This is a genomic window from Halomonas sp. SIMBA_159, assembly GCF_046536035.1.
GTDB classification, from domain to species: domain Bacteria; phylum Pseudomonadota; class Gammaproteobacteria; order Pseudomonadales; family Halomonadaceae; genus Vreelandella; species Vreelandella venusta_A.
Map to the genome: position 1 here is coordinate 1 of NZ_JAWJBT010000417.1, position 278 is coordinate 278.

Here is a 278-nt window from a genome sequence, read left to right on the forward strand (position 1 = left end):
GAAACCAACTGGCTACAGCCTCTAAAGTCGCAGTGCTAATAACAGTGGGGCCATACGCTTCTCTATCATCTGGAAATCCCCCAGCTATTTCCTCTCGAAGAAAAACCTGCTGTTGGAAATACTAATCATGGCCAAACGGGCGACCTGATCCTCCACAGAGGCGGTCATGCCCATGGTCTGCATGTCCTCGTCGTCCAGGCTGGTCAGCACGGTGACGGCCAGGATGCGCGGGCGTTCGGAGCCGAGGCGCTCGGCCCCTTCAGCCGCGCCGTCCAGCG

Annotated in this window: 1 pseudogene; it reads right to left on the reverse strand. The window is 58.6% G+C overall.

What is annotated here, in order from left to right:
• Positions 1 to 84: 84 nt before the first annotated feature.
• Positions 85 to 278, reverse strand: a pseudogene (locus R0J87_RS19855) (hypothetical protein); the annotation flags it as partial.